The sequence below is a fragment of the Paraburkholderia nodosa genome (assembly GCF_001718195.1).
In the GTDB taxonomy this organism is placed as follows: Bacteria; Pseudomonadota; Gammaproteobacteria; order Burkholderiales; family Burkholderiaceae; genus Paraburkholderia; species Paraburkholderia nodosa_A.
In genome coordinates, this window is the sequence record NZ_MCNV01000021.1 from 80,551 (window position 1) to 104,479 (window position 23,929).

Here is a 23,929-nt window from a genome sequence, read left to right on the forward strand (position 1 = left end):
GTCAGCCGATCAGGCCAACCGGGTTGGGCAAGAATTATAGCTGGCGAACTCCAGTCGCCTGCAACGCTTGGTAATAATCGGCCCCTAAATAGAATCCACTTGGCAGGGACCTGTCATCGCTGAAAGCCAGCTTTACCTAACGGTAATCCCGACATCCCCAAAGGCACTGGAATTGCCATGATCGAGCCAGGCGATACCTTCCTGCACCAGGGTCACACGTAGAACGTACCGCCCACCAGCGGATGGCGCCACGATAGACGCCTGCATTTCTTTCTCTTCACCCGGCATCAACGATGCATGCAGCCTCGTTCGCTCACCGTCGAACACCACAACCTGCGAACGCTGGGCATCAAACCAGTGATACGAAACATGCACCGGATTCGGCGCGCGACTGGACAACTGGTAGCGGGACCGGTTGGACAACCGCACGCGAACGGAGAAAGATTCCTCCACGGCAATTTCTGACGGAGCACCTTGCACCGCCACCTCGATCTGGGTCCTCGCCCGCTCATGAATTGGCACATGCCAAGACTTTTTGACCAATTCGTCAGATCGCTCAAAGCGCTCGGTCAGCAGAGAGCGCATCATGCCACCCAAGCGGTCTTCGAATAGTTGGCAACCCCAAGCGTAGAGTTCCTGGTCCAGCGGGATCAACTCATTGATCGCTTCGAGCTCCTCCGCTGAAAGGGTATGGGTTCCCGGGCGGTCTGATGCTGTATTGAGTTGTGGAATGGAATATTCGGGAGAAAATCCCATCGAGTGAACAAGAAGACTCATGGAATCACGCATGCGCTCAGTGATTCCAAAAAATGCAAACGATTCAAGCCGTCTTTTGGCACGATCCAGCAGTGTCCGGTCATGCCTGCGTGCAGCAAATTCCTGTACAGCCGCGCGCCCATAACCAACTGGATCACGGGTCAGCTTCTCGAAGTCAAAGTCGGCTGCCAAAAAGAGAGTCTGCGTATTGACGATATCCCAGTTCGTATGCGGATCTCGAGCAAAGTCAAGCAGCGACCATCGTTCATCATTCATTTGCTGATGGCGATACGTATCTGCATGACGGCGGGCGTGCAGATACCACGAAACAGTCCGCTGAACTGGGTCTCGCAGCATCGTGATATAGGTCAACGCTCGCGCATCGTACCCCCCCAAGCCGTACCAGTGATGCCCGCGAAACAACCTATATCGGTCCATAGCCCCCGCGGGCAGTGCGTACAACTCCTCCAGCACCTGCGCCGGACAAACTTCGCCCGTGTCAAACTGATCCTCCAGATAGGATATGAGCGAAGAGCCTCCCGTTTTAGGGATATGGAGAAAATAAACAGGATTCATATACATCGTCACAAATCGAAAATGAACGCCGCGGTTCTTCTGTTGGACTCGCACATGCTTCCATTACCGCAACCTTCTCAAACTGCTGTCTAATCTACTCAGCCAAACACAACTGCAGCGCATCTTGCCAATCCGGCATCCGCAAACCGAACACCTCAGTCAGCTTGTCCAGCGACATTCTCGAATTGGCCGGCCGCTTCGCAGGCGTCGGATAGTCGCTTGCGGGAATCGGCAAGACCGTCGGCGCATCCACGCCCATCGCAGCCGCGAATATCGCTTCAGCAAAGCGGTGCCACGACGTCGCTCCGGCCGACGTCAGATGGTAGACGCCGGAACGACACACCCACCAGTCGATGTCGTCTGCCGCTGCACCTTGCGCGACGATGTGCGACGTCGCAGCCGCAATCGTCTTCGCCCAGGTCGGCGCGCCGATCTGGTCCGCAACGACTCGCAATTCTTTCCGCTCGCTGCCCAGCTTCAGCATCGTCTGCAAGAAATTCTTACCGCGCCGGCCGTACACCCAGCTCGTACGCAGGATCAGGTGCGCGCATCCCGTCGCCGCAATCGCACGTTCGCCTTCTAGCTTCGTTTCCCCATACACGTTCTGAGGATTCGTTGCGTCGGTTTCCACGTACGCGCTCGATTTCGCACCGTCATACACGTAGTCGGTCGAATAGTGGATGAACGAGCCACCGGCACGCGCAGCCTCTTCCGCGAATACGCGCGGCACGTCGACGTTCAAGCGTCGTGCAGCCTCGGTATCGGTCTCGGCCTTGTCCACCGCCGTATACGCAGCCGGATTCACAACGAGCGACGGCTTCAGGTCCCGTACGAAGGCTCGCACACGCTCTAGATCGGAGAGATCGAGCGTCGACCTGTCGCACGGCACCACGCGGCCAAGCCCCTGCAGCGAGCGCAGCAATTCGAATCCAACCTGGCCGTTCACGCCCGTCACGAGGATCGTCATTTCCCGACTCATAACAGCCTCAAGCGTAGAGTACGGCTTCGGCCAGACGCACGCCGGCTGCGTCCTTCGCCGCCAGCACCGGCTCGCCTTCGATCGGCCATTCGATGCCGATGTCCGCATCGTTCCAGATGATGCTGCGCTCGTGCTCCGGGTACCAGTAGTCGGTCGTCTTGTACAGGAACTGCGCGGACTCCGACAACACGACAAAGCCATGCGCAAAACCCGGCGGCACCCACAGCTGGCGATGATTGTCGACCGACAGATTCACGCCAACCCACTTGCCAAACCGCGGCGAGCTTTTGCGGACGTCGACCACCACGTCGAACACTTTACCTTCGACCACACGCACGAGCTTCCCCTGCGCATGCTCGATCTGATAGTGCAGCCCGCGCAGCACCCCTCGCGACGAACGCGAGTGGTTGTCCTGCACGAATTCGACGCCCTGCTCCACGTGCTCGGCGAACTCGCGCGCGTTGAAGCTCTCGTAGAAGAACCCGCGAGCGTCACCGAACACCTTGGGCTCAATGATCTTGACTTCGGGCAGTGCCGTCGCCGTTACCTGGATAGCCATGCAACCTGATGAGTGAGAATGTTCTGGAGGTACTGCCCGTAGCTGTTCTTCGCCAGCGGCTTTGCAAGCTTCAACACCTGCTCCGCATCGATCCACTGCTTGCGATACGCGATCTCCTCGGGACACGCAACCACGAGACCCTGGCGCTTCTGCAGCGTCGCAATGAAGGTCGCCGCTTCGATCAGCGAATCGTGCGTACCGGTATCGAGCCAGGCGTACCCACGCCCCATGATCTCGACACTGAGCGCGCCGTCAGCAAGATAGCGCGAATTCACATCGGTGATTTCGAGCTCGCCGCGCGCCGAAGGCTTGATGTCGGAGGCGATATCGCACACGCGGTTGTCGTAGAAATACAGCCCCGTGACCGCATAGTTCGAACGCGGCTTCGCGGGCTTCTCTTCGATCGATATCGCACGGAACGACTGATCGAATTCGACCACGCCATAACGCTCAGGATCGTGCACGTGATAGGCGAACACCGTCGCGCCGGTCTCTTGCCCGTTAGCATGCTCGAGCTGCTTTGCGAGATCATGTCCGTAGAAAATATTGTCGCCAAGGATCAGCGCCGACGGATCGTTGCCGATGAAATCCTTGCCAATGATGAACGCCTGCGCGAGTCCGTCGGGCGACGGCTGCACCGCGTACTGGATATTCATCCCCCACTGGCTGCCGTCGCCGAGCATCGCCTCGAAGCGCGGCGTGTCCTGCGGCGTCGAGATGATCAACACGTCCCGAATGCCCGCCATCATCATCGTCGACAGCGGGTAGTAGATCATCGGTTTGTCGTACACCGGCAGCAGCTGTTTCGACACGACGTGCGTGATCGGATACAGCCGCGTTCCGGAGCCACCCGCGAGAATGATGCCTTTACGTGCCATCGCCTTGTTCCTCACCCGCGCTTCGCATAATTCGTCTCGACCCACTTGCGATAGTCGCCCGACACCACGCCGTCGACCCATGCCTGATTGTCGAGATACCAGCGCACTGTCTTCGCAAGCCCGGTTTCGAACGTCTCGGCGGGCTTCCAGCCGAGTTCGCGTTCGAGCTTGCGCGCATCGATCGCATAACGGCGGTCATGGCCCGGTCGGTCCGTCACGTAGGCAATCTGATCGCGGTACGAACCCGCCGCCTTCGGGCGCAGTTCATCGAGCAAGGCGCACAGCGTGTGCACGACTTCGAGATTCTTCTTCTCGTTCCAGCCGCCGACGTTATAGGTCTCACCAACCTTGCCGCGGGCGAGCACTTCGCGGATCGCGCTGCAATGGTCGCTCACGTAGAGCCAGTCGCGCACATTCTGGCCGTCGCCGTACACCGGGAGCCGCTTGCCAGCGAGTGCGTTGGCAATCATCAGCGGAATCAGCTTCTCCGGAAACTGGTACGGGCCGTAATTGTTGGAACAATTCGTCGTCAGCGCGGGCAGGCCGTACGTGTGATGGTAGGCGCGCACGAGATGGTCCGAACCCGCCTTGGTCGCGGAGTACGGGCTGTTGGGCGCATACGGTGTTGTTTCCGAGAACTGCGGGTCGGTTGCCGAAAGCGAGCCGAACACTTCGTCCGTGGAGACGTGCAGGAAACGAAATGCGGCCTTCTCGGCGGCGGCCAGGTCGCTCCAGTGTTGACGAGCCGCTTCGAGCAACGTAAAGGTGCCGACGACATTGGTCTGAACAAAATCAGCCGGACCGTGAATCGAGCGATCGACGTGGCTTTCGGCCGCGAAGTGCAGCACCGCGCGCGGCTTGTGCTGGGCGAAGAGCGCGTCGAGCGCTGAGCGGTCGCAAATGTCCACGCACGCGAACACGTGCTTCGTGTCGTCCCGCAAGGACTTCAGCGTCCCGAGATTGCCCGCGTAGGTGAGCTTGTCGACGTTCAGTACGGCTTCGTCCGATTGACTCAGCCAGTCAAGCACAAAGTTGGCGCCGATAAAGCCGGCACCGCCCGTAACCAGAATCATGGAACTCCTTGTATTGCGCGAGTGCGGAAGCAATTCTGGCGTCAATCTTTACACCAGACGACCTGAAAGCTAACTGTAGAAATAGCCTTCGTGCGGGAGAAGCGCCCGATCCAGCAGATTCAGCCTTACCTACCCCGCAGATTCTGGTTCTAATTTTATCGATAGAGAATTATAAGGATACCGTGCACGAACGCCACCCCCCTAACATCTTGAAACAGCTTGACAAATTCGTTTGGCATTTTTCGTGCCATGCCGGGGTCGAATCGTTCATCCGCCACGCATTCGGCGGTTTCCGCGGCGTCACGCGACGGCACTCATCTTGTGATACCGTCATTGCCTCGCGCCACGCCGTACACCGCCAGCCATCCACCGAATGAAAGAGCAAGCGCCGCATCTCGCCCCTCTCGCTTTTGGCGACCTTCAGGGTTGCCTCTCACCATTTCGCGAACTGCTCGCCAAAGCTGCGCCCTCCCCGGACACGCCGCTCTGGTTTGCGGGCGACCTGATCAATCGCGGTCCCGCGTCGCTCGAAACGTTGCGCGAGGTGATCGAACTCGGCGATCGCGGGGTGGCGGTGCTGGGCAATCACGACCTGCATTTGCTGTCCGTTTCGGCGGGCATTCGCAAGGCGAAGAAAGACGACACCATCGGCGACATCCTGGGTGCGCCCGACGCCGAAGACCTGCTGCACTGGGTGCGCCATCGCCCGATCGCGCACTACGAGAACGGCATGCTGATGGTGCATGCAGGCGTGTTGCCTCAGTGGGACGTCGATCTCACGATGGAACTCGCGCACGAACTCGAAAAAGCGTTGCGCCGTGACAACTGGCGGGAAACACTCGCCGGTCTCTATGGCAACCAGCCGAACCGCTGGTCCAAGGATCTCAAGGGCATCGAGCGCCTGCGCGTGACCTGCAGCGCGCTCACACGCGTGCGTTTTTGCGACCGTGACGGCGTGATGGACTTCTCAACCAGCGGCGGCCTCGACTCCGCGCCGCCAGGCTTCATGCCGTGGTTCGACGTGCCGGGCCGGAAAACCGAAGACATCACCGTGGTGTTCGGCCATTGGGCGGCGCTTGGCCTCACTCTGCGCAGGAACCTGGTCGGGCTCGACTCGGGCTGCGTCTGGGGCGAAGAGCTTTCGGCAATCCATCTCGTCGGCGATCCGGGCAAACGCATCCTCACGCAGGTGCCCTGCGAGAGTTGTCGCGCTATTACGAACGACTAACGCACCCACGAGCGCGCAGGCGCACGCCGTCTGGCGTCAAGTCGCCTGCGCGACGCCATGCGGAAGCGCCGCCGCCTCCCCACGCATCGTCTCCAACGCCAGCCCCACCGCTTCCTGCGCACGCGCCGCCAGCTTGCGCCGGTCATCCCCCGCTTCGATCGCCTCGCCGACATAAATGTGAGCGGTCAGCGGCCCGGACTTGAGCATCGCGTCGAGCGAATCCTTGAGCGAGAGGTCATCGATATACGCCGGCGCCACCGACTGCCGCCCCTGCGCATCCTCATACAAAATGCACAGCGGCTGCACGGGCCGCCCAGCCGATACCGCCGCCTGGAACATGTTCGAGTGAAATGGCTTGAGCGCGAGGCCATCCGAGGTCGTGCCTTCGGGAAACACGCACATCAGCTCGCCGCGCTCGAGCCGCGCCGCCAGCTCATGCATGATGCGTTTCGCATCGCTGCGCTTCTCACGCTCGACGAACACCGTGTCGAGATTCTGCGCGAACCAGCCAATGAGGGGCCAGTTGCGGATCTCGGCCTTCGAGACGAACGGCGTGGGCCGCCAAGCGTTGATCACGTAGATGTCGATCCACGAGATATGGTTGCTCACGACGAGCGCGCCCGCGTCGAGCCGAGCCGCGTCGTTGTGCACGACGAGCTTCAGGCCGCACAGCTCGAGCATCTTGAGGGACCATGCACGGTTCATGGCGTGGCGCTGATCGGCACTCGCACGCGGAAAGCGCAGTGCGACGGTGCAGGCGCCGCGCAGCAGATGCACGAGCAGGCGGGTCTTGCGAATGAAGAGGCTCATGTTTGACGATAGGCTGAATCGCGAGATCCTAGCAGACCTGCGTGACACAAATCTGTCATGCGCTTGCAACTCGATCGCCCCCCCGCTCGAAGCCAACGCGCCCCGCCACGAGCGTTGCGCGCACCACGGCGGGCAATTCGTAGCCGAGGAACGGCGTGTTGTGTCCCTGACTCTTGAGCGCGCGCGGTTCGACGCGCCAGTGCGCATTGGGATCGAACACGCACAGGTCCGCGCTCGCGCCCACGGCGAGCCGCCCCGCGTCGCGCTGCATCACAGCAGCAGGCGCCGATGTCACATGGGCAAGCGCCTTCGCGAGCGGGACGCGCGCGTCCTGCGCCCATTTCACGGTGAGCGAGAGGAACAGTTCAAGCCCCGTCGCGCCAGGCGTCGCTTCGGCGAAGGGCAGCAGCTTTTCGTCGTCGTCCACCGGCGTGTGCTGCGAACAGATCGCGTCGATCGTGCCATCGGCGAGACCCGTGCGAATCGCCTCGCGATCGCGCTGCTGGCGCAGAGGCGGGTCGAGCCGGAACTGGGCGTCGAAATAGCCGATGTCCATGTCGATCAAATGCAGGTGATTGGCCGTCACGTCGCAGGTCACGGGCAAGCCCTCGGCCTTCGCGGCACGCACGAGCGCCACGCCCGCCGCCGACGAAAGATGCTGCACGTGCACGCGCGCGCCCGTCACGCGCATCAGTTCGAAGAGCGTATGCAGCGCGATCGTCTCCGCGCTCACCGGCACGCCGGAGAGGCCGAGGCGCGAAGCCAGCGCGCCGCTCGCGGCCACGCCGCCCTTCGACAGATACGCGTCCTGCGGCCGCAGCCACACGGCGTAGCCGTAGGTGCTCGCATACTGCAGCGCCCGCAGCAGGACCTGGGTATCGGCGATCGGCGTGTCGGCTTGCGTGAAGCCGATGCAGCCCGCCTCGGTCAGCGACACCATCTCGGTGATCACCTGCCCTTTCAGCCCCACGGTCAGCGCGCCCAGCGGATGCACGTGCGCTCGCGCGAGCTTGCCCGCGCGGTGCTTGAGCATCTCGACGAGGCCGGCCTCGTCGAGCACGGGGTCGGTGTCCGGTGGGCACACGAGGGTCGTCACGCCGCCCGCGAGCGCCGCGTTCATCTCCGAATCGAGCGTGGCCTTGTGCTCGTAACCCGGCTCGCGCAGGCGCGCGCTCAGGTCGACGAGACCGGGTGCGACCACGAGGCCGCGCGCATCGAGCGTGCGGTCCGCCTCGAAGCCCGCGGGCGCCGCACCGATCGCGGCAATCTTGCCCGCTTCGATATACACGTCCTGCTGCTGTTCGGTTCCGGCCGCCGGATCGATCAGCGTGCCGCCTTGAATATGGATCTTCATCTGCTGCCCTTTTCGTTCTTGCCGCTTGAGCGCTTCAATCGTTGTTACCGGCGACGATGCCCATCACGGCCATGCGCACCGCAATGCCGAAGCTCACCTGGTCGAGGATCACCGACTGCGGACCGTCGGCGACCTGCGAGTCGATCTCCACGCCGCGATTCATCGGCCCCGGATGCATGACGATCGCATCGGGCGCGGCGAGCGCGAGGCGCTCGGGCGTCAAGCCCCAGCTCTTGAAATACTCCTGCGCGGAAGGCAGCAGCGCCCCGCTCATGCGCTCGTTCTGCAGGCGCAGCATGATGATGACGTCGACATCCTTGAGGCCTTCGTCGAGGTTATGAAACACGCGCACGCCCATCTGCTCGAGGCCGCCCGGCAACAGCGTGCGCGGGCCGATGGCGCGTACCTCAGGTACACCGAGCGTGGTGAGCGCGTGGATGTCCGAGCGCGCCACACGCGAATGCAGGATGTCGCCCACGATCGCCACGCGCAGGTTCGTGAAGTCACGCTTGTAGTGACGAATCGTATACATGTCGAGCAGGCCTTGCGTCGGGTGCGCGTGGCGGCCGTCGCCGGCGTTGATCACGTGCACGTGCGGGGCGCAGTGCTCGGCGATCAGGTACGGCGCGCCGCTCGACGCGTGGCGCACGACGAACATGTCGGCGTGCATCGCCGAAAGATTGCCGATGGTGTCGAGCAGCGACTCGCCCTTGCTCGTCGATGAAGCGTTGATGTTCAGGTTGAGCACGTCTGCCGAAAGACGCGCGGCCGCGATCTCGAACGTGGTGCGCGTGCGCGTGGAGTTCTCGAAAAACAGGTTGAACACCGACTTGCCGCGCAGCAGCGGCACCTTCTTCACGTCGCGGTCGGTCACGCTCACGAACTGCGTGGCGGTGTCGAGTACATGCGTGAGGATCGCGCGCGACAACCCCTCGATCGACAGCAGGTGTTTGAGCTCGCCGTTCTTCGTGAGCTGCGGATTGCCCTTGAGGAAGCCGTAGCGAAAACGCGTATCGTCCGCTGGGGACGCGGCGGGCGTGGGCTGTGTGTTCATCGCGTGTCCTGGATGTGATGGGCGGCGTGTGGCCAGCGTGCATGCCTGTGCGTCTGCCGTCGCTGCCGCCGAATGGGTTCGATGCGCGCGTCAGCTGCCGCTACCCTGCTCCACTTCAAAGGCGAAGCGGCCGTCGGGACTGTGCGCAAGTACGAGCGTTTCGTGTGCGCCGACGCTCACTGCGCCGCCGGTAAAACGCGCAGACACCGGCAGCTCGCGACCGCCGCGCTCGGCGAGCACCGCGAGTTCGACGGAGGCCGGGCGCCCGTAATCGTAAAGCTCGTTGAGCGCGGCGCGCACGGTGCGGCCCGTGTACAGCACGTCGTCGACGAGCAGGATGTGGCGGCCTTCCACCGCGAACGGCAGCGCCGTTGGGCTCGCCTTGCGATGCAGGCCCTTCTTCGCATAGTCGTCGCGGTGCAGCGCAACGTTGAGCACGCCCGACTCGAGCGTCCCGACGTCCTGCGCGAGCCGCTCGGCGATCCACGCGCCACCGCTATGAATGCCAACGATCGCCACGCCGTCGGGCGCGCCAAACGCATCGGCGTGATAAGCCGCGCGAATCTCGTCGAGAAGGGCGAAGTACAGCGCTTCAGCGTCGGGAGTAATCATCAGGCAACTCGCATCGGGCAACTCGCGGGCTAATCAGAGCGGGAGTTCGTCGAGGTACTGCTGGAGAATCACGGAGGCCGCTTCGGCGTCGACATGTTCGATGCGTTCGCCGCGCTCACGCAGCCGCGCTTCGGCGTCGACAGACGAATAGCGCTCGTCCACCCACACCACCCGCAAACCAAAGCGGCCGTTGAGCTGGTTGCCGAAGCGCTTCGCGTGCTGCGTCATGATGTGCGGCGTGCCGTCCGGATGGCACGGCAAGCCGACCACGAGCACATCAGGCTGCCATTCGCGCAGCAACTCGCCTATCGCTTCGAAACGATAGTCGCGACTCTTGTTGGGAATGACGGTGAGCGCCCGGGCGCTGCGCGTGAGCGCGTTGCCGAGCGCCACGCCGATGCGCTTTTCGCCGTAATCGAACGCAAGCAAGGTGGCCTCGCCGGCCCCTCGCCCAGCGGCCACGCTCATGCGTGACCCGCCTCGCCCGACAGCATCGTCGAGGAAATGCCGAGCAGCGCGAGCGCCGCTTCGAAGCGCTCCTCGGCGGGCACGTCGAATACGATCTTCGGATCGGCCTCGACCGTGAGCCAGCCGTTCTTCGAGATTTCGTCTTCGAGCTGACCCGCGCCCCAGCCCGCATGGCCGAGCGTGAGCAGGAAGCGCTCGGGGCCGCTGCCGTTGGCAACGGCTTCGAGCACGTCCTTCGACGTGGTCATTTCGAGCCCGCCCGGCACCGACATCGAAGACGTATAGCTCGTGCCCTCGGCGGGCGCGTGCAGCACGAAGCCGCGCTCGGTCTGCACCGGGCCGCCGAAATAGACGGGCACGTGCAGGAGCGGCTCGATTTCGAGCTTGAGGTCGATGCGGGAAAAGAGTGCCTCGAGATCGATGTCGGTGGGCCGATTGATGACGAGACCGAGCGCGCCGCGCTCCGAATGATCGCAAAGGTAGACCACCGTTCCTGAAAACGTGGGGTCCGCCATGTTCGGCATGGCGATCAGGAACTGGTTGGTCAGATTGATGCGATCGGTACTCTTGGACATGGTTTGAATTCTAGCAAAGACGATGCGCAATGGCGGCGCGCTGCCAGGCCGGAAGTCGGGCGCCCGATGGCCGCCTCGCTCTGCCAGCCGCTACGCGTTGCGCATTGCAGGGAATGGCTCACTCTAACACGCGCGCGCTGTGCCCTTGCAAGGCACTGGGCCGATGGCGCAAGGCCGGTGCCCGGTGCCTCGGCAGCCAGACGCGCGCCGTGGATCCGCCCGCCCCGTGCATTCAGTGCGCAATGGATTGCAATGCGGGCTGCGCCGCAGTTTGCGCCGCGCCGCCGACGATCGCCGCCCCAAGCGCTCGCACCGCCGGCGTGGCGTCGGGCTGCGCGATGCCTGCAGCGACCTTGTGCAGCATGGCGCGCAGCGCCTCGCTGGCGTGCTCGATTGCCTCGGCGCCGGGCGCCTGTACCGACGGCGCGCCCCGCGCCTCGAGGGCCGAGAGCGTTGCCGCATGCGCGGTGCGCCGCCAGGCGAGGCCCAGCGCATCCGCGAGCTGGCCGACGTGACCGAGCCCGAGCGCCCAGGCCGCGGCGCCTATGCGGTACGCCGCCTCGGCTGCGACCAGCGCGTCGGCCGCCTCAGCGCCCGCGCCGCGCAACGTCAGCGTGCGTGAGTGCGTGCTGAGCGCGATCATCGCCGCATCGGCAGTCTGCAGAAAATCTTCATACGCGTTGCCGTTCACGACCAGCGCGCCCAGCTCGCGCGTGGGCGCCACGCGTGCCGCGAGCGCGCCGGCCTGCGCGCTGCCGGCTTCCCACAGCGCCTCCGAGGCTTGCGTGCCGGCGATATGCCATTCGACGGTCAACCCGTAGTCATGCAGCAGATCGACGTCCGCGGTGTCTTCCGCAGCCGCTCCGAAGAGCGCGTAGTCCCGCCAGAACAACGCCAGCGTCGAGCGCACGAGCGTTTGCGGCGCGAAGCGCAGGCCGCGCGCGTGCTCGCCGATCAGCAGATTGCAGCGCGCGTAAAGCCGCCGCACGCCCTCATCGCCCCACGACGCCACGCCACGTCGCAGCGCACGTCCACACGCGGATGCAAGCCGCCAAAAGTCGTAGGGATCGGGACTCGATAGCTCGGCCATGCAGGCGTCCATCTCGTCGAATGCCGCGAGCGCGAGCGCGTTGGCCGCACGGCTGCCGTTGCCGACGTGCGATTTCAGCGCATGCAGCAGCGCCTGCTCGAAGCGCGCGCGCACCTGGCCAAAGCGCTGCGCCGGCTGCGGATGTAGCGAAGCAGGCGCGAGCGGCCGGCCCTGCAGCGCCACGTCCTCATAGGCGAGCGCGATGCCCGGCACGTGCTCCGCGAGCGCGGCCACGAGCGCATGCTGCCGCGCAAAAAGCGCGGGCGAGCACGCCAGCTCGCGCAAATTGCGGCGCTCGAGCGCGGCGACGAGTTCCTTGAGCGCCTCGCTGAACAAGACGCGGAATTCAGCGCCCTGCGCTTCCTCGGGTGCGTGGAGCGGCCGCACGGGCAAGCCCGGCGGCGGCTCTACGGGCACGGGCGCAGCGAGCGCGAGCGGGGAAGCGAGGAGCAGCGTATCGGCAAAGCGCGCGGCGGCAAGCCAGCCGGCGTCGTGCAGCGTGCGGGCAGCCTGGCGCAGCGGCCGGGCCACATCACGCTGCTCCTCGAGCGCGTCCAGCGCCTGGGCGAGCGCGCCGTGCGCGAACGGCACCGTGCCGCCGCGCGGATTCGGCAACGCTTCGAACCGCACATCAGAGCTTGAAGGATGACTCATAGGGCAGCGCCGAAAACGTTAGCGGGCCGACCAGGCGGGCAATCTCGACTATGGCGTCGACGCTGACGTCGACGACCGCGACGGCAAGCGCAAATACGGTGCCCGCTGTTGCGTCACCGCACTCCACACCCGCCACACTTCCGGAATCTGCAGCCAGACTGCGCGCCGGCTATCGCCAGCTACCTGAACAACGCGCTCAGATCTGGACCATCTCGAAGTCTTCCTTGCGCGCACCGCACTCAGGACAGGTCCAGTTGATCGGGACATCCTCCCAGCGCGTGCCGGGGGCAATGCCTTCGTCTGGCAAACCGGCTTCTTCGTCATAAATCCAGCCGCAGATCAGGCACATCCAGCTTCTATATTCCATTCTTATGCCGCGTCGAAAAGTCCGAAACCAGTCGGAAAAAAATCGGGGAAACGAGAGCCATGATGGTACCTTGTTGCCGTTTCCATGCCTAGCAAGAGGAAATCTGGCCTGCATGGGATCAAACGGAATGCGTTGACGCGGGCGGCGCGCGCAGCGCGGAGAAATCCTCGCGCGCGCCGGGGTCATCCGTCCCCCGGATTCGTCGATAGGCCGCATAATTAAAGCATTCGCTTATGACGGCACGGTACGCCGCGCCCGAAGTCCAATCCATCTCGCCACGTTCATGCCCAGCGACACCCCTCCCATCGTCCTCACCTTCGGCCTTTCCGACCCGACCGGCGGCGGCGGACTTCAAGCCGACCTGCTCACGCTCGCCAGCATGGGTTGCCACGGCGTCACCGCGCTGACCGGCTACACGGTGCGCGACTCCGCGGGCTGCGACGAAGTGACTGGGCTCGACCCGGAAACCGTCGCCACGCAGGCGCGCATGCTGCTCGAAGACATGCCCATCGCGGCGTTCAAGGTCGGCGCGGGCGCGCGCGCCGAGGTCGTGAGCGCGATCGCCGAGGTGGTCGCCGACTATGACGACTTGCCGCTCATCCTCGCCCCCGACTTCACGCTCGACGACGAACACGTCCTCGCCGCCGACGAACTGCGTGAAGCGATGGCCGACCTGCTCGTGCCGCAGACCACGCTGCTCGTGGCGGACTCCGCCACGCTGATCGCGCTCGCACAGCCGGACGGCGACGCGGAAGCGCCCAGCGTCGACGCGGCCATTGCGCACCTGCTCGCCACCGGTTGCGAGTACATCCTGGCGATGGAAACGGGCACGCATCGCGTGGTCAACACGCTGTATTGCGAAGACGGCCAGTTGCGCCAGGATCTGTGGGACCGCTCCACCCAGCCGATGATGGGCGTGACCGACACGCTCGGCGCCGCCATCGCCGCGCTGCTTGCCAATGGGCAAGAGCCGCCAGAGGCCGTGCGCGAAGCGCAGGAATATGTGTATCAGGCCGTGCAGAACGCGTTCAGGCCGGGGATGGGCGCGTGGCTGCCCGACCGGTTCTTCTGGGCGCGCAGCAACGACACCGACGCCGACGAAGCATCGCCCGGCGAAGCGAAGCAATAAGACCACGGCTTGGCGTTCTACGCGGAGGCCAGGCGTGCAAACCGCACAGACGAAAAAAAGCCCGCATCGCTGCGGGCTCTTCTTTTCGGGCTAGGGGCACACGCCTCACGGCGCGTCCCCTGCACTTGTGCACTTCAATGTAATTTCGGCGTGAGCCTGGCTCTGCATGGGACCGGAGTAGGCGCTGAAGCACCAACTCCGGATCGCAATTACATGTCCATGCCCATGCCGCCCATGCCGCCGGGCATGCCGCCAGGCATCGGAGCATCTTCCTTCGGCACTTCAGCAACGGCTGCGTCCGTCGTCAGGAGCAGGCCGGCAACCGAAGCTGCGTTTTGCAGTGCGGTGCGCGTGACCTTCGTCGGGTCGACCACGCCGGCTTCGACCATGTCGACGTACTCGCCGGTCGCAGCGTTGTAGCCGTAGTTGCCTTGACCAGCAGCAACTGCTGCCACGACGACCGAAGCTTCTTCGCCGCCGTTCGTGACGATCTGGCGCAGCGGCTCTTCCATGGCGCGCAGGACGATCTTGATACCGGCGTCCTGGTCTGCGTTGGCGCCCTTCACGCTGGCGATTGCCGTGCGTGCACGGATCAGCGCAACGCCGCCGCCCGGGACGATGCCTTCTTCAACGGCAGCGCGGGTTGCGTGCAGCGCGTCTTCCACGCGTGCCTTCTTTTCCTTCATTTCGACTTCGGTCGCAGCGCCGACCTTGATCACTGCGACACCGCCTGCCAGCTTGGCAACGCGCTCTTGCAGCTTTTCACGGTCGTAGTCCGACGTCGCTTCTTCGATCTGCGTGCGGATTTGCTTCACGCGCGCTTCGATGTTCACGGCTTCGCCAGCGCCGTCGATGATCGTCGTGTTTTCCTTGCCCACTTCGATGCGCTTGGCTTGACCGAGTTCGGCCAGCGTTGCCTTTTCGAGCGTGAGGCCGGTTTCTTCAGCGATGACTTGACCGCCGGTCAGGATCGCGATGTCTTCCAGCATGGCCTTGCGACGGTCGCCGAAGCCCGGAGCCTTGACGGCGACGGTCTTCAGGATGCCGCGGATGTTGTTGACGACCAGCGTTGCGAGCGCTTCGCCTTCGACGTCTTCAGCGATGATCAGCAGCGGACGGCCAGCCTTCGCGACTTGTTCCAGAACCGGCAGCAGATCACGGATGTTCGAGATCTTCTTGTCGAACAGCAGGACGAACGGGCTTTCCAGCACGGCGACTTGCTTGTCCGGGTTGTTGATGAAGTACGGCGAGAGGTAGCCGCGGTCGAACTGCATACCTTCGACGACTTCCAGCTCGTCTTGCAGCGACTTGCCGTCTTCGACGGTGATGACGCCTTCTTTGCCAACCTTGTCCATCGCTTCAGCGATACGGTCGCCGATCGACGTGTCGCTGTTTGCCGAGATCGAGCCGACTTGAGCGATTTCCTTGTTGGTCGTGCAGGGCTTGCTGACCTTGCGCAGCTCTTCGATTGCTGCTGCGACGGCCTTGTCGATGCCGCGCTTCAGGTCCATCGGGTTCATGCCCGATGCGACGTACTTCATGCCTTCGCGGACGATCGACTGGGCCAGAACCGTAGCCGTCGTCGTGCCGTCACCGGCGTTGTCGCTGGTCTTGGAAGCAACTTCCTTGACCATTTGCGCGCCCATGTTCTGGAGCTTGTCCTTGAGCTCGATTTCCTTTGCGACCGAGACACCGTCCTTGGTGACCGTCGGGCCGCCGAACGAGCGCTCGAGCACCACGTTGCGGCCCTTCGGACCCAGCGTGACCTTCACTGCGTTGGCGAGAATGTTCACGCCTTCAACCATCTTGGAACGGGCGGAATCGCCGAACACGACGTCTTTAGCTGCCATCTTCTAACTCCTTGAATTCTTGAATAGTGAGCGGTGGAATGAACTTACTTGTTCACCACGGCCATGATGTCTTCTTCACGCATCACGAGCAGTTCGTTGCCATCGACCTTGACGGTCTGGCCAGCGTACTTGCCGAACAGAACGCGATCGCCGACCTTCACGTCGAGCGCGATCAGGGCGCCCTTGTCGTCGCGCTTGCCCGGGCCGATGGCCAGGACTTCGCCTTGATCCGGCTTTTCTGCCGCTGCGTCCGGGATCACGATGCCCGAAGCGGTCTTGGTTTCTTGATCCAGGCGCTTGACGATCACGCGATCATGCAAAGGACGAAGGTTCATGGATAGATCCTCTCTTGATTAGGACTTGAAGCGACTCAAGAAAACCTGGCTGCCGACTACCGCCAGCCAGAGATGTTGTTCGCACCGGAGTTGTTAGCACTCTCATGCGGTGAGTGCTAATTATATGGACGGGGAGTGACAAATTCAAGAAGGGGCGGAATGGCGAATTTCCGTTGAAATTGATTCAACCCCAGAGGCACTCTTGCTAGTTCAGGTTGGAACTATTGGATGTCGAGATTGAGTGCCATATCAAAATATTCTTCAATAAAAACAATATGATAGATTGCCTCAACACCGACCCCGACAACAAACCGCGTGCCTCAGGAAGCCCCGGCATCCAGCGAGCGGGCCCCGGGCTGCCGGGTCCTCCGGGACGTCTCTCGGGGAAATCCCCGATCCCGCCATGATCAGGCACGATTTATACGCACAAGCGGTTTGTTGGTGCCCCACTGCTCGCAGGCAGCGCATATGTGCGGTAGGCAACACCGGCAATCAACGGATGAACGGAAAATCACTCATATGATCTTTCGAGCGGCTGCGCCCGGTCGGGCACCGCCACTCTCCTGCGCATGCAGATCGTGAGTTCCGCGAGGCTTCGCCGATCGCTTCAACGACGATCCTGAACATGCCGAAATGGCGTCGCCATGACGGTGGAACGACAGCATGTCAGTTCAGATGACTCGTAACCAGAGTTTCCCCACACCATGCAAGTTCTGTGGCGGGACGCTCTATCAGCACGTCGATTCCTGCCCTTATTGCGGCACGGATCGCCCGCTCGACGCGGCTGCGCACGCGCGCCCGAAAGCCACCTTAAGAGTCATCGGTTCCTCGGCAGCGCCTATGCCTGCCGTTGCAAAGGTGTCGCTTGCCGGCGCGGCCGCATCCCATCGCCCGGCGGTGCACGCAGACTATTTGCACCACTATCAACTCGAGGAACACCGGCCGTTCTGGCGCACCGGTAAAGGGCGCTTCGTGAAGGGCGTTTTGCTCGCCTGGTTCATTGTCGCAATCGCATACGCTGCGTTTCTGCTATACGGCGAAAGGCGCGGCCAGGAAAGAGAAGTACGCGTGACGCGCGCGAGCCTCGCTGAGAAAAGCTTGCCAAGCGCGAATGCCACACTTTCACGTGGCGCGAACAATCAGGCAGCGCGCGAGATACAGCGCGACAGCGCACCTGCGGAGCAACGCCGCGATGATGCGCTGCAAAGCGCGGACCGATGTGCCTCGCAACGTGCCTGGGATTGCGTGCGAGAACAGGCATCGTTGGCGCTCGCGATAGATCCGGCCAGCCTGCACGCACGATCGCTGATGGAGCGCGCCATCCTGGCGACGGGCTGGTCGCCGCTTCGTACGCCGATCGGCCCCGCGCAATCGGACGCGGCTGTGCCGCGGCCGCGCGATGCAAGCAGCGTTCCGCTGCCGTCGTCGCGGGATTGGGGTGCCACCGCGCCGGCCGCGCCGAACGCCCCGGCCATAGTCGCGTCACCTCCCCCGCTGCCGAGCGCGAGTAGCACGCCAGCTAACGGACATCCAACGGACGTCGAAAGTGCGGATACGAGCGTCACGTCGGCAGCTGCAAATCAATCTGCTGCCGCCGGCGCCAGCGTCCCTGCCAACAACGACGACGGCGTCGATACCCAGGAGCGCGCGATTCGTCAACTTGGGTGGAAGGACGCCCCATCCACCGACGGCACGCATTGAAAACGATTACAGATTAAATCGAAGTCTGTCGTAGAACGTATCCAAGGCGGGAGAGAGACCATGCTGAAAACGATGCTCGCAGGACTGGCGGCGCTGATTACCCTGCTCTTTTCGACACTCGCGCTCGCCGCTGCCGCAGACGCGAACTACAAGATCGTGACCGGCCAGGAGCGCGGGACGTATATTCAGATCGGCCAGGACCTCGCAAAATGGGTCGCGCAGCCAGCGGGCATCGATCTCGAAGTGATCCCATCGAAAGGCTCGGCCGAAAACGTGCAGCGTATGCGTTTCGAGCCCGGCGTCAAGCTCGCGCTCGTGCAGTCCGACGTCTATCAGGCCTACGTCGACATGGCCAATTCCGGCAACGAAGAGGCCGGCACGCTGATACGGCCACTGCGGCTCATCATGCCGCTCTACGACGAAGAGATTTACTTCGTGGTGCGTAACGACTCGCCGATGAAGACGATCAACGAGATCAAGGACAAGGTGATGAGCGTCGGGCTGATCGGCAGCGGCACCGCGCAGTCGGCGACGACGCTGTACCGCCTCATGTTCGGCCAGCCGATTCCGGAGCAGAACGCGCAGCACCTGAGCAACGAGGACGCACTCGCCGCACTCATCGTCAAGAAGATCGACGTGGCGATCATCGTCGCCGGGCAACCCGCCAAGCTCTTTACCGACATGAACCCCGAACTGCTTCAGCAGATCCGCTTCCTGCGCGTCGATGCGAACGCGCCGGAAACGGCGCGCGCAAAGCAGACCTACTATCCCGCGACGATTCACGTGTCGAGCTACCCGAACTGGCTCAAGGAAGACGTGCCGACGTGGACGGTCAAGGCCTTTCTCGTCACCTATGACTACAACCTGCGCGATACGGTCGGCAACCTGAAGCGCTTTGCCGATTCGCTCTGCGCGAACTTCGACAACCTGCAGGAGCACGGGCATCCGAAATGGAAGCAAGTGAAGCTCGAACTGCCGGGCCTCGGCAAAGGCTGGCAATACTATCCGCCCGTTGAGCGACGCCTGAAGGCGTGCTTCGCGCATCGTGCCGCGATGCAGGCGGCCGCGGCGCCGCGCGCCGTCGCCACAGAACAAGTCAATGCACGGCCGTGTTCGGACCAGGAGCGCCTGCTCCTGCTTTGCAAGTAATTTGACACTGCATCAGCAGTGTGCGACAGATCGGGGAAACGCGCGATGAACACGAGCGCCCAGAATATGAGCGTCGCGGACGACCGTGCATGTCAGAAGTGCGATCTTGTAAGTGAGAGCGGTTGCCGCAATCAATCAACGCGAGCGCCGAAAATGACCTGCATACGCAGATGGATGTTGGTCCCGGCCATACATGATCGCAATCGTTTGTACCCAGACAAATGGCAGGCTTGTTCCGCCATATAAAGCTGCGCCACTCACAGATGCGATAGAAATACACGGCTCGGACCACGAGATCGCCAGGCAGTTCGCTCGCCCCGGTTTAAGCGACGCCATGTGTCGCTTCTCCTGAGGAACGTATCGAGATCGCATGCAAAGCCTGCGATCCGGAACGCTGCCGTCGGGGCAGAGTTCGCGAGCGGCGGACGGTCTTTGTGTTCCGGCGCACGGTCATCCCCGCGCAGGGTCCCTAATATGCGCCTACTGTTAATCCATTAACCGGCGACCGCACGTCATGAGCGTCTCGAAGCTCAGCTCCTGGGGCCACTACCCGTATGCACCGCAAACCGGCCGCGAGCCCGGTTGGCGAGAGAACGCGCAGGCTGCACTGCGCGACGCCGCCACGCGTTTCGGCACGACATTACCCTTCGGCAATGGTCGCAGCTATGGCGACAGCTGTCTTGCCGCCACCGACCACGTCCTTATGCTTCGCGGTCTTGACCGCTTCATTGCCGCCGATTGGAAAACCGGCGTCATTCGTGCTGAGGCGGGCGTCACGCTCGGCGATGTGCTTGCGCTTGCGGTCCCGCGCGGGTGGATGTTGCCTGTCACGCCCGGAACGCAATTCGTAACGCTCGGCGGCGCGGTTGCCAACGACGTGCACGGTAAAAACCACCACGTGCGCGGCACCTTCGGACGACATGTGCGTCGCTTTTCGCTACTGCGCTCCGATTGCGAGCCAATTGAATGCGCGCCCGAGGAAAACGCTGAGTTCTATCGCGCAACGATCGGCGGCCTTGGCCTGACAGGGATCGTCGAATGGGTCGAACTGCAACTGATGCCTGTCGAGTCGAGCCGCCTGGCCACCCACACACGTCCCTTCGGCAATCTCGATGAGTTTCTTGCGCTGTCGAACGAGTACGACGCAAAGCACGAGTACGGCGTGGCGTGGATCGACTGTTTAGGACGCGGCGCCTCGCTTGGGCGCGGCATCTATGCCAGCGCCGACCACGCAACCGACCATTGCTTCGACATGCCGCGCCGCCCCGTGCGGCGCGTGCCGTTCGCCCCGCCGTGGTCTCCCGTGAATCGCTACACGCTGAAGCTCTTCAACGAGTTCTACTATCGCCGCGCGACGAGCAAGGCAGGGCCCGCCGTGGTCAACTGCGCGAGTTACTTCTATCCGCTCGACAGCATCGAGGAATGGAACCGTCTGTACGGGCGACGCGGCTTTCAGCAGTATCAATTCGTCGTGCCTGATAACACGGCCCGCGACGCTCTGTACGCGTTCCTCGACGCGATCGCCTCGACCCACGCGGGCTCCTTCCTTGCGGTGCTCAAGCGCTGTGGTCCTCTCGTCTCTCCAGGGCTGCTTTCGTTCCCCATGCAGGGAATTTCGCTCGCCCTCGACTTTCCCCAGCACGACACGCGCAACGCGACGCTTTTCGCGCGACTCGACGCGATCGTGCGCGAAGCGGGCGGCCGCCAATATCCGGCCAAGGACGCCCACATGAGTGGTGCGGATTTTCGTGCCGCCTATCCAGCGTGGCAGACACTCGAACAACTGCGCGACCCGGCCTTGATGTCGCGCTTCTGGCAACGGACAACCCGGTAATGGACAAGAACATTCTGATCGTGGGCGGCTCTTCCGCCATCGCCGTGGCCTGTGCCCGGGAATGGATCAAACGTGGGGCGAACTTCATGCTGGCTGGGCGCCATGCGACGCGTCTCGACGCGGTTGCCCAGGACCTGCGCGTGCGCGGTGCAGGCCGAGTCGGCACGTTCGTGCTCGACGTGAACGATTTCGAACAGCACCGCGCCATGCTCGACGCCGCCATGACAGAGCTTGGCCGCATCGACATCGTTCTACTCGCGCACGGCACGCTCTCCGATCAGTCGGAGTGCGAACGCGATCCACAGGCCGCGGTGCGCGAGATCACCGTCAACGCCCTCTCGACGATCGCCCTGCTCACCCTGCTGGCCACCGTGTTCGAGGCACAAAAGAGCGGTTCGATCGCCGTCATCTCGTCGGTGGCAGGCGACCGCGGCCGCCCTTCGAACTACGTCTACGGCACCGCCAAGGCGGCGGTGACGACCTTCTGCGAAGGGCTGCGCGCGCGGCTGTTCAAGTCGAACGTGAGGGTCCTCACGATCAAGCCGGGTTTCGTGAACACGCCAATGACAGCTGGACTCGCGCTGCCGGGCCCGCTCGTCGCCTCGCCCGAGCGCGTGGCGACAGACATCGTGCGCGCCGTGGAGCGCGGCAAGGATTCGATCTACACGCCGTGGTTCTGGGCAGAAATCATGCTCGTGATCCGCTCGTTGCCTGGTTTCGTATTCAAGAGGATTTCCCTATGAGCAGTCCGGCCGCCAGCATGACGCTCAGCCGTTCGCGGCTCGTGTTCTGGTACGCGGTGTTCGCTGCCATTTCAATCGGCGCGAATTTAGGCAGCCAGAGCCTCGCGTTCCACCTGTACCAGGGCTTGTATGCAGTTGCAATTTCGGTCTGCATCGGAACAGGCGTCGGGCTGGTCGTCAAATACTTGCTCGACAAGGCGTGGATATTCCGCTACGAGCACCGCAGCGTTGCACACGGTGTGCGCACGTTCACGCTGTACGTTGCCATGGGACTCGGCACCACAGTCGTTTTCTGGACGGTGGAATTCGCCGCGGATGCGCTCTTTCACGAGGAAATCGCGCGCCTGGCGGGTGGCGCACTCGGTCTGGTGATCGGCTATGTCACGAAATACCACCTCGACAAACGCTTCGTTTTTTATTGAGCACGTGTGCGCTGCAGCACAGAGGCCCTACGCCGCCGTCGTTACGATCCTTTTCCGGATCGCAGATTATGCGAGCGCGGGCTGTGCTGCGCTCCGACCAATGCCCCGACAACCTGTCCACCTGTTCCTGTCCCGGCACGGAGAATGAACATGGCCACGCCCGCAGCACACCCTGTCCCGCTGTGTGTGGACCTTGACGGAACGCTCACGCGCACCGACCTGTTGTTTGAAGCCTTCTTTGTGCTCGTCAAACAAAGTCCGCTGTCGATCTTTCTGTGCTTCGCCTGGGCGTTGCGCGGGCGCGCCTATCTGAAGGAGCAGATCGCCCAACGCGTAAACATCGACGTTGGCGTCCTGCCCTACAACACTGAATTGCTCGCCTGGCTGCGCGACGAGCGAGCAAGCGGGCGCGATCTGTATCTGTGCACGGCCACTAACCAGCGCCTCGCCTCCCAGATCGCCACACACGTTGGACTCTTTACCGGTGTGCTCGCGAGCACGGTCAGCAACAACCTGCTCGGCAAAAACAAGGCGCGGGCGCTCGTTGAGCAGTTCGGCGACCACGGCTTCGACTACTGCGGCGATGCGCGTGCAGACTTGCCGGTATGGCGCCAGGCCCGCCAGGCGATCGTGGTCGGCGACAAGCACATTGCCGCCGCGGCCCGCAAGACAAATGCGGCGATCATCTTTTTCGAGGAAAAGCGCCGGCTGATTCCGCTCGTGCTCAAGGAAATGCGCGTGCATCAGTGGGTGAAGAACGTGCTGATCTTCGTGCCGCTTCTCACCGCACACCAATTCACGGAGCGTTCCGCACTCGCTGCCGCCTGTATCGCTTTTTTGTCGTTCAGCCTGGCTGCTTCGTCGGTGTACCTGCTTAACGACATGCTCGACCTCGACGCCGACAGGCGGCACGCGCGCAAGCGCAGCCGACCATTCGCGTCGGGCAAGCTGTCGTTGAAATTCGGCATCGTGCTTACCGCGGGACTGCTCGCCGCCGGCGGTGGCCTCGCAGCACTCCTGCCGCGCGAGTTCGGCGTCGTAATGGCCGGCTATTTCGTGGCCACCGTTGCCTACTCGTTCGCGCTCAAGCGCATGACACTCGTCGATGTGTTCACGCTTGCGTGTCTGTACACCGTGCGTGTGATCGCCGGCGGCGCGGCAACTGGCATCCCGCTGTCGTACTGGCTAATCTTGTTCTGTGTGCCGATTTTCCTCTCGCTTGCCATGGTCAAGCGTTATGTCGAACTCGACATGATCGTGCGCGAAGGCAAGACCGAAGCCGCCGGCCGCGGCTACATCACGCAGGACATCTCGATCTTGCGCTCGTTCGGCACGGCTTCCGCATACCTCGCCGTGCTCGTGCTCGCACTTTATCTGAACACGCCGGAAATGAAGGCGTTGTATCACCACCCGAAGGCATTGTGGGCCACATTCGCACTCACGCTCTTCTGGGTGAGCCGGATCTGGATGTGCGCGTTTCGCGGCATGATGCACGACGACCCGATCGTGTTTGCGTTCAAGGATCGTGCGAGCCTTGCTGTGATTGCGCTGTCCGGCCTGAGCATGCTGCTCGCTATCTGACAACGACGAGAAGCCGGGCGCGGTGCACTTCCCGTTCCGGCGGCAGGCCCAGGGCGAATGCCCTCGGACTGACGAACACATCGATGACACATGCGCACGAGTGCTCTGCTACGGCGCGCAGCACTCACAAGTCGCGCGGCGTTTCGTATTTA

The 23,929-nt window shown here is 62.9% G+C and carries 23 protein-coding genes; 8 read left to right on the forward strand and 15 right to left on the reverse strand.

Annotated elements, in window-relative coordinates; genetic code table 11:
• Nucleotides 1-132 precede the first annotated feature (132 nt).
• The 5 genes from BFD71_RS28610 to rfbB all read right to left on the reverse strand — a co-directional run bounded on the left by BFD71_RS28610 (nt 133) and on the right by rfbB (nt 4,821).
• Nucleotides 133-1,338, reverse strand: a complete 1,206-nt coding sequence (locus BFD71_RS28610) for a sulfotransferase family 2 domain-containing protein (RefSeq protein ID WP_141710828.1) — start codon at nt 1,336-1,338, stop codon at nt 133-135.
• A gap of 88 nt (nt 1,339-1,426) precedes the next feature.
• Nucleotides 1,427-2,311: a dTDP-4-dehydrorhamnose reductase gene (rfbD, locus tag BFD71_RS28615; RefSeq protein ID WP_069267680.1), complete on the reverse strand. Its 885-nt coding sequence runs from the start codon at nt 2,309-2,311 to the stop codon at nt 1,427-1,429.
• A gap of 7 nt (nt 2,312-2,318) precedes the next feature.
• The gene (gene rfbC / locus BFD71_RS28620; RefSeq protein ID WP_069267681.1) at nt 2,319-2,870 is read right to left on the reverse strand and encodes a dTDP-4-dehydrorhamnose 3,5-epimerase; all 552 of its coding nucleotides are present in this window, start codon (nt 2,868-2,870) and stop codon (nt 2,319-2,321) included.
• Nucleotides 2,855-3,748 (reverse strand): glucose-1-phosphate thymidylyltransferase RfbA, encoded by an 894-nt coding sequence (gene rfbA / locus BFD71_RS28625; protein ID WP_069267682.1) that lies wholly within the window; start codon nt 3,746-3,748, stop codon nt 2,855-2,857. Before rfbA ends, rfbC begins: the two co-directional genes overlap by 16 nt.
• 11 nt (nt 3,749-3,759) lie before the next feature.
• The gene (gene rfbB, locus BFD71_RS28630; protein WP_069267683.1) at nt 3,760-4,821 is read right to left on the reverse strand and encodes a dTDP-glucose 4,6-dehydratase; all 1,062 of its coding nucleotides are present in this window, start codon (nt 4,819-4,821) and stop codon (nt 3,760-3,762) included.
• 373 nt (nt 4,822-5,194) lie between these two features.
• On the opposite strand from rfbB, the gene BFD71_RS28635 reads away from it, so the two are divergent.
• Nucleotides 5,195-6,049 (forward strand): symmetrical bis(5'-nucleosyl)-tetraphosphatase, encoded by an 855-nt coding sequence (locus tag BFD71_RS28635; protein WP_069267684.1) that lies wholly within the window; start codon nt 5,195-5,197, stop codon nt 6,047-6,049.
• A gap of 36 nt (nt 6,050-6,085) precedes the next feature.
• On the opposite strand, the gene BFD71_RS28640 is transcribed toward BFD71_RS28635, so the two are convergent.
• The 8 genes from BFD71_RS28640 to BFD71_RS28675 all read right to left on the reverse strand — a co-directional run bounded on the left by BFD71_RS28640 (nt 6,086) and on the right by BFD71_RS28675 (nt 13,033).
• A complete protein-coding gene (locus BFD71_RS28640; protein WP_069267685.1) occupies nt 6,086-6,859 on the reverse strand; it encodes a lysophospholipid acyltransferase family protein in 774 nt (257 codons plus the stop codon).
• Between the two features lie 55 nt (nt 6,860-6,914).
• The gene (locus BFD71_RS28645; protein WP_069267686.1) at nt 6,915-8,213 is read right to left on the reverse strand and encodes a dihydroorotase; all 1,299 of its coding nucleotides are present in this window, start codon (nt 8,211-8,213) and stop codon (nt 6,915-6,917) included.
• Between the two features lie 34 nt (nt 8,214-8,247).
• Nucleotides 8,248-9,267 (reverse strand): aspartate carbamoyltransferase catalytic subunit, encoded by a 1,020-nt coding sequence (locus BFD71_RS28650; RefSeq protein ID WP_069267687.1) that lies wholly within the window; start codon nt 9,265-9,267, stop codon nt 8,248-8,250.
• 90 nt (nt 9,268-9,357) lie between these two features.
• Complete coding sequence (gene pyrR / locus BFD71_RS28655) at nt 9,358-9,879, reverse strand: bifunctional pyr operon transcriptional regulator/uracil phosphoribosyltransferase PyrR (protein ID WP_069267688.1); 522 nt, start codon at nt 9,877-9,879, stop codon at nt 9,358-9,360.
• A gap of 33 nt (nt 9,880-9,912) precedes the next feature.
• On the reverse strand, nt 9,913-10,347 hold the full coding sequence (gene ruvX, locus BFD71_RS28660) for a Holliday junction resolvase RuvX (RefSeq protein ID WP_069267689.1): 435 nt from the start codon (nt 10,345-10,347) through the stop codon (nt 9,913-9,915).
• Nucleotides 10,344-10,922 (reverse strand): YqgE/AlgH family protein, encoded by a 579-nt coding sequence (locus BFD71_RS28665; protein ID WP_028202127.1) that lies wholly within the window; start codon nt 10,920-10,922, stop codon nt 10,344-10,346. The genes ruvX and BFD71_RS28665 overlap by 4 nt, the downstream gene beginning before the upstream one ends.
• A gap of 232 nt (nt 10,923-11,154) precedes the next feature.
• On the reverse strand, nt 11,155-12,666 hold the full coding sequence (locus BFD71_RS28670; RefSeq protein ID WP_069267690.1) for a hypothetical protein: 1,512 nt from the start codon (nt 12,664-12,666) through the stop codon (nt 11,155-11,157).
• 196 nt (nt 12,667-12,862) lie between these two features.
• The gene (locus BFD71_RS28675; RefSeq protein ID WP_008342674.1) at nt 12,863-13,033 is read right to left on the reverse strand and encodes a rubredoxin; all 171 of its coding nucleotides are present in this window, start codon (nt 13,031-13,033) and stop codon (nt 12,863-12,865) included.
• A 283-nt stretch (nt 13,034-13,316) separates the two neighbouring features.
• Here BFD71_RS28675 and BFD71_RS28680 point away from each other — a divergent pair, with 283 nt between their 5' ends.
• Nucleotides 13,317-14,162 (forward strand): hydroxymethylpyrimidine/phosphomethylpyrimidine kinase, encoded by an 846-nt coding sequence (locus BFD71_RS28680; RefSeq protein ID WP_069267691.1) that lies wholly within the window; start codon nt 13,317-13,319, stop codon nt 14,160-14,162.
• A 209-nt stretch (nt 14,163-14,371) separates the two neighbouring features.
• On the opposite strand, the gene groL is transcribed toward BFD71_RS28680, so the two are convergent.
• Both groL and groES read right to left on the reverse strand, forming a co-directional pair.
• Complete coding sequence (groL, locus tag BFD71_RS28685) at nt 14,372-16,012, reverse strand: chaperonin GroEL (RefSeq protein ID WP_042262253.1); 1,641 nt, start codon at nt 16,010-16,012, stop codon at nt 14,372-14,374.
• A 44-nt stretch (nt 16,013-16,056) separates the two neighbouring features.
• On the reverse strand, nt 16,057-16,347 hold the full coding sequence (groES, locus tag BFD71_RS28690; protein ID WP_028202123.1) for a co-chaperone GroES: 291 nt from the start codon (nt 16,345-16,347) through the stop codon (nt 16,057-16,059).
• Nucleotides 16,348-17,010: 663 nt separating this feature from the next.
• Between groES and BFD71_RS42345 the strand changes: the two genes are divergently transcribed.
• From BFD71_RS42345 to BFD71_RS28720, 6 genes are all read left to right on the forward strand, one after another.
• Entirely contained in the window at nt 17,011-18,048 is a 1,038-nt protein-coding gene (locus BFD71_RS42345; RefSeq protein WP_256094957.1) for a hypothetical protein, read from the forward strand.
• A 60-nt stretch (nt 18,049-18,108) separates the two neighbouring features.
• Nucleotides 18,109-19,197, forward strand: coding sequence for a TAXI family TRAP transporter solute-binding subunit (locus BFD71_RS28700; RefSeq protein ID WP_069267693.1), 1,089 nt, complete (start codon nt 18,109-18,111; stop codon nt 19,195-19,197).
• 514 nt (nt 19,198-19,711) lie between these two features.
• Nucleotides 19,712-21,031: an FAD-binding oxidoreductase gene (locus BFD71_RS28705; RefSeq protein ID WP_069267694.1), complete on the forward strand. Its 1,320-nt coding sequence runs from the start codon at nt 19,712-19,714 to the stop codon at nt 21,029-21,031.
• Nucleotides 21,031-21,774: an SDR family oxidoreductase gene (locus BFD71_RS28710; protein WP_069267695.1), complete on the forward strand. Its 744-nt coding sequence runs from the start codon at nt 21,031-21,033 to the stop codon at nt 21,772-21,774. The genes BFD71_RS28705 and BFD71_RS28710 overlap by 1 nt, the downstream gene beginning before the upstream one ends.
• Nucleotides 21,771-22,196 (forward strand): GtrA family protein, encoded by a 426-nt coding sequence (locus BFD71_RS28715; protein ID WP_083245525.1) that lies wholly within the window; start codon nt 21,771-21,773, stop codon nt 22,194-22,196. Before BFD71_RS28710 ends, BFD71_RS28715 begins: the two co-directional genes overlap by 4 nt.
• Before the next feature lie 150 nt (nt 22,197-22,346).
• Nucleotides 22,347-23,777, forward strand: a complete 1,431-nt coding sequence (locus BFD71_RS28720) for a UbiA family prenyltransferase (protein ID WP_069267696.1) — start codon at nt 22,347-22,349, stop codon at nt 23,775-23,777.
• Nucleotides 23,778-23,929: the final 152 nt, after the last annotated feature.